Below are 5,078 nucleotides of genomic sequence, written 5' to 3'. Positions count from 1 at the left end.
CGCTGGATCATGAATTGCGGGTATATGTGCGTGAATTGCGTGATCGCAGCTTTACCGTTGATGAGCTTAATCGCCGGATTGATCACCTGTTCCGCGAGAACAACATTGAGATTGCATTCAACCAGATGGATATTTACGTGAAAAACCTAAATACCCCAACGGAAGATGAAGTGAAAGTGCACTCAACAACACAGGTATTGCCACCTAAGCTGGCTGAGTAGTTCTTGAGGTAAAAAAACGGGGCGGAACAGGCATTGTTTGTAGGCAGATACACTATCTGTGACAATACAATACCGGTTTCGCCCCGTTGCTATGTGTATTTATTAAACCCATCTTTCTTTAATCGCTACATGTTCTGTTTTCTACTCTACGGGGATTACCGTGGTTTCTTGTGTAGTACATTTACGCTGCATATCTTGCTTAACAATCTCAAGTGCTTTAAGCACTACGTCAGGTTCAATATCATTGGTTTCCAACAGATAGATAAGGTCAACAGCCAGTTTTATTTCCGGTGGTGCTTGTTCAAGGCGCATGGTAATTCCTGTTACGGGTTGAGTCTTTATCATACTGGTGTAGCACATTACCATTCAACTACTGATCATGGGTTGCTTAGCTTTTGATTTTTCGATAGATAAAAAGAACAATAAGAGAGCCGATAATCGAAAAAATCAGGCTTTTAATGTTAAAGCCGGTCACAGTAGCCATGCCCATTAGCTGGCTGACATAGCCGCCAATTACCGCACCAACAATACCTAAGACAACTGTGATGATAAAACCACCTTCATCTTTTCCGGGCATAATCCATTTTGCCAAAATACCGACGATCAAGCCCAGAATGACCCAAGAGAAAATGCCCATATTATTGCCTCATAAAAAGAGAGTTACCTTGCTAAGTATAGTGTGTCTGCATTGATAGCAAGCGTAATCGCGATAATAATCTTGGCGGGTTATGGTTTGAGCAGACATGATGTGACAGTAGTCTGAGCGTATGGCTCAAAAGCTAAATCTTCAGGTTTTTAGCGAGAAAGGCGATCATCCCGCTGTTCAATGCGGTTTTCTATTTTTTTCAGCGCTGATTTACAGCGTTGTAACCGCCCTTCATATGCTGCAATTTCCTGTTGTAAGGCCCGTTGCTGTACCAGTGTTTCGCAGCGATTTAAGTTTGACTCTTTAACCCGGATCATATCGGCCAAACGGCGTTCATACTCTTGATGCTTGGCCAGTTCCGCATAGATCTCCCCATAGTTTTTATGGTGGTATGCAGGCTTAGTGCGTACGTTTTCCTGTTGGCGTAAAGTTTGGGTAGAGAGCTCGCGTTGTAGCGCGGTAAATTGGGCGGTAATGGTCTCGGCCAAAAAGGTGGCTTGTGCCGTAGTTTTAGCATGATCAAGCTGATCAAGATTAGTCGCTAGCTCTTTTACACAATCAGCTAAGCGTGGGCTATGGCATTTAAATAGCGTTTGAGCAAAACGTGGAGCCGTGGGCAGTTTTTTATCAGCGGTAATGGCTGACTCTTCAAGCTGTGTTAGTGCTTGTCTAAAACGTGCGGTAATTGACATACTTCACCCGATTAATATTCTACATGGCGGTGAAAAGGGGGCAGCGCATCAAGCAGCGCTTTTCCATAACGGCGGGTAATCACACGCCTATCAAGCAGTACAACCCGCCCCTGATCATCTTCAGTTCGGATCAACCGCCCGACAGACTGTATCAGTTTACGGCTTGCCTCCGGCACAGCAATTTGCAAAAACGGGTTTCCCCCTTTATGCGTAATATATTCGGCATAGGCTTGTTCTAAAGGCGAAGTTGGTACAGCAAACGGCAACTTGGTAATGATCAAATTGGTCAGATAATCACCGGGTAAATCAAGCCCTTCAGAAAAACTGCCTGTTCCCAGCAGAATACTCGGTTTTTTCCCATCGCACTGCATTTTATGCAAAGTCAGCAGAGCATCACGCGAAGCCTCACCCTGAACCAACAGGCTAAACCCCTGTGCTCGCAGACCTTCAGCTACCCGATTCATCTGCCAGTATGAGGCAAATAAAATCAAACTTGCTTGTTGATTGGCCAGATAGGTAGGTAATTCGGTGATCAGTGTATCGGTATACTGATCATCGGCAGGATCTATTTTCAGATCGGGGATTAAGAGCACACTATTGTTTTTGTAATCAAACGGTGATTGCAAACTTAGGTGTGTTACATCGTCAGCTTTCCCAAGACCGGCTTGGCGGCAAAAATAGTCAAATTTTCCTAATGCACGTAAGGTTGCCGAACACAGTACTGCACCGGCACAACGGCTCCAAAGCAGAGCATCTAATTTACCACCGCTTTCGAGTGGGGATACGGCCACAATAATATCGTGCGATTCAGTATCTGTGGCTATCCAGCGGGCAAACGGTGCATCAGCAGGGTGATCTTCCTTGCTCATGGCTGTCCAGCAGCGGTCGAGCAGCGTTGTGCGTTCAAGATACGGTGAGAACTCAGCCAGTAAAGGCTCAACACGGGCACTTAATGAAGCATCGTTACGCACCAGTTCGGTGGCTTGATCAAGCAAAATTCCCAGTGTTTGATTGGCTTTCTTGCACTGAACTTTCAGATCACTGAATAACGGTTGTAACCCTTCTGGTACTTCACCTAAAGGGAAACGCCAGATACCTTCAGCATTAAACTGGTTTTCGGCCTGTTCGATAATCTGCATTAGCTGGCGTAATGCGGGAATGATCTCTGTCAGGGCTGAACGCAGGCGATTAACTAACTCTTGCGCGCGCGCAGTGGTCAGAATAGTCAGTAATTTACCGGCATGTTGATTGAGTTTCTCAACCCAAGTTCCACTTTGGCGCAGGGGCAGTTGTACGGCAAAAAACTCACGGGCTACATCGGGAAGATGGTGCGCTTCATCAATAACAAACAGGGTATTTTCAGTTTCGGGTAAAATCGCGCCGCCCCCGAGATCTAAATCAGCCATCAGTAAACTGTGGTTGGTCACTATCACATCATGGGTGAGCAAATCAGAACGGGCGCGCTGAAACGGGCACTGGCGGTGCTGTGAAAGCGAAGCATTGCAGTGATGCCGTTCAGAAACCACTTGTTGCCAGATATGATCGGGTACAGGCTCGGGCAAACTATCACGATCACCGCTCCATGAGCCGTCTTGCAGTGCCGTGTTCATCCGGCTGATGATCGCTAAATCCTCTGCTTGTGGTGGCTTCTCCCACAAAGCTAATTGCCCTTCATCAGCCACACTTTGCGCCACTTTATGTGCGCAGCAATAACGTCCACGACCTTTTGCTAATGTGTAATGAAACGGTAACTTACTGTAGGTAGCATAGAATGGTAAATCCTTGTGAACTAATTGTTCTTGCAGAGCAACCGTTGCCGTGGAAATGACCAGTTTTTTATTATTGGCTTGTGCGTAGGGAATGGCTGAAACCAAATAGGCCAGAGATTTACCAATGCCTGTGGCAGCCTCTGCAACTAAAATACGCGGCTTTGGTGCATGTTCACCGGCCAGTGTTTTTGCAATTTCAGCAATCAGTTTAAGTTGCCCTTGGCGTGGTTTAAAACCGGGCAGCGCATCTGAAAGTGCACGATACACATTGCGAATAGTCGCTTTGGTTTCAGGATTTAGCATTAAGAGGCTCCATAATTAGTAGCCTGATTCTACCAAAAAGTGAGATGTATCACGCTGCTTAAATCAGGTTGGCTGTTGCATACAGGTAAAATTTTGGGGATGGTTCTACTTTTGAATGAATATGTGAAGCATCTCACGATTGATTCAGTGCTGCTATTAATGGGCTATTTTATCGTTTAAAAAACGAATAAGTAGCATATTAAAGTGATTTTAGCGGTTATTTATAGGATATAAATCTAAAATACAGTGGTTTTTTTTGATATTCAGTGAAAAGTATTGCATTAAGCGTTTCTGATAAAGTTCAAAAAAAAGAGCGTTTTTATGATAAAACTCGGGCGTTTAATGCAGTGTTTTGGCTCTATCCAAATGAAATATAAACAGAAAATTTGATTTTAGGTTGGGGTTTGACAGGAAAAATCCTTTCTGTCAGCATTAGCCGCGAATCAAAATCAAGTTGCTTGCTTAGCCTTAAAGCGGGCGACAGGGAACCTCCGGTGACGGTAAAAATACCGCGCTGAGATATAAAAACTAACCAAAGAAAAGGCAGTGGATTAAATACTATGAAAAAGACAATTCTGGCACTGGCAGTACCAGCTCTGCTGGCAGCTGGCGTAACTAACGCAGCAACTGTATACAAAAATGATGACACTTCTATCGACCTGAAAGGCTCTATTCGCCTGTTGGCTGAAGATGGTGCGCGTCGTGATGCTAACATCGGCGATGACGGTTCTCGTATTGGCTTGGGTATCAAGCACAATCTGGGTAACGGCCTGACTGGTCTGGGTTACATCGAAATGGGTTACGACACCCAAAAGCAAGAAAGCACCAGCGATAGCCCAATTAAAAACCGTCAAGCTTATGCCGGTCTGTCTTTAGACGGCGTGGGTACACTGACTGCGGGCCGTATCACAGCTCCATTTGATGATGTTGCGCTGTCTGACTACACCTGGACTTACGGTGGTGTAATGGATTTCGGCAAAATGGCTGACAGCAAAGATGCGGGTCCATTTGGCAACAAAAACACCTTCCTGGCACGTACTTCTAACTCTGTGAAAGTAGAGTCAGCGGAAATGAACGGCTTTAAAGCTGCCGGTTCTTACACCATGCAAACAGGTGAAGCGTACAACAACGTTGATAACGCATATACCTTGGCAGCATTCTACACCTCTGATTTCGGTCTGACTTTCAACGCGGGTTACGGCCACGGCAAGTCAAACGGTGGTACAGATTCACTAAAAGTTATGCATAACTCTGCTGATGCAGATATCTGGGGCATTGGTACTCAGTACGAAATCAACGATTTTGCTATCGCACTGGATTACGGTCAGGCGAAACTGGATTACAACACCGTTGGTAAAGATACTGCCAAAGTTGATTTGCTGGGTGTAGGTGTGAAATACCAAGTAATCGAGCAATCTAAAGTTTATGCGGGCTACTATGGCCGTGA

At 45.3% G+C, this 5,078-nt stretch carries 6 protein-coding genes; 2 read left to right on the top strand and 4 right to left on the bottom strand.

Translation table 11 applies throughout. The features are described 5' to 3' along the window. A partial coding sequence (locus ACRC27_RS06355; protein ID WP_438639445.1) for a hypothetical protein occupies nucleotides 1-221 on the top strand: 221 nt, incomplete at its 5' end. Between the two features lie 141 nt (nucleotides 222-362). Here the strand turns inward: ACRC27_RS06355 and rsmS are convergent. The 4 genes from rsmS to dinG form a co-directional block, all read right to left on the bottom strand. Next, the gene (gene rsmS / locus ACRC27_RS06350; RefSeq protein ID WP_438630589.1) at nucleotides 363-533 is read right to left on the bottom strand and encodes a pleiotropic regulatory protein RsmS; all 171 of its coding nucleotides are present in this window, start codon (nucleotides 531-533) and stop codon (nucleotides 363-365) included. 76 nt (nucleotides 534-609) lie between these two features. Beyond that, nucleotides 610-858, bottom strand: a complete 249-nt coding sequence (locus ACRC27_RS06345; RefSeq protein ID WP_438623049.1) for a GlsB/YeaQ/YmgE family stress response membrane protein — start codon at nucleotides 856-858, stop codon at nucleotides 610-612. A gap of 158 nt (nucleotides 859-1,016) precedes the next feature. Beyond that, on the bottom strand, nucleotides 1,017-1,559 hold the full coding sequence (gene priC, locus ACRC27_RS06340; protein WP_438623050.1) for a primosomal replication protein PriC: 543 nt from the start codon (nucleotides 1,557-1,559) through the stop codon (nucleotides 1,017-1,019). Between the two features lie 11 nt (nucleotides 1,560-1,570). Then, nucleotides 1,571-3,631 carry an ATP-dependent DNA helicase DinG gene (gene dinG / locus ACRC27_RS06335; protein ID WP_438630591.1) on the bottom strand — a complete coding sequence of 687 codons (2,061 nt, stop codon included), beginning with the start codon at nucleotides 3,629-3,631 and terminating at the stop codon, nucleotides 1,571-1,573. A gap of 560 nt (nucleotides 3,632-4,191) precedes the next feature. On the opposite strand from dinG, the gene ACRC27_RS06330 reads away from it, so the two are divergent. Beyond that, nucleotides 4,192-5,078 (top strand): porin (locus ACRC27_RS06330; protein WP_438639444.1); only part of this gene is annotated, 887 nt, incomplete at its 3' end.

It is taken from the genome of Plesiomonas sp. (assembly GCF_051650925.1).
Taxonomy (GTDB): domain Bacteria; phylum Pseudomonadota; class Gammaproteobacteria; order Enterobacterales; family CAMTGL01; genus Plesiomonas.
This window is presented reverse-complemented; position numbering and strand designations above follow the sequence as displayed.

Coding starts and splice junctions, on each gene's coding strand:
- rsmS (WP_438630589.1), bottom strand. CDS start 533: ATGCGCCTTGAACAAGCACCACCGGAAATAAAACTGGCTGTTGACCTT.
- ACRC27_RS06345 (WP_438623049.1), bottom strand. CDS start 858: ATGGGCATTTTCTCTTGGGTCATTCTGGGCTTGATCGTCGGTATTTTG.
- priC (WP_438623050.1), bottom strand. CDS start 1,559: ATGTCAATTACCGCACGTTTTAGACAAGCACTAACACAGCTTGAAGAG.
- dinG (WP_438630591.1), bottom strand. CDS start 3,631: ATGCTAAATCCTGAAACCAAAGCGACTATTCGCAATGTGTATCGTGCA.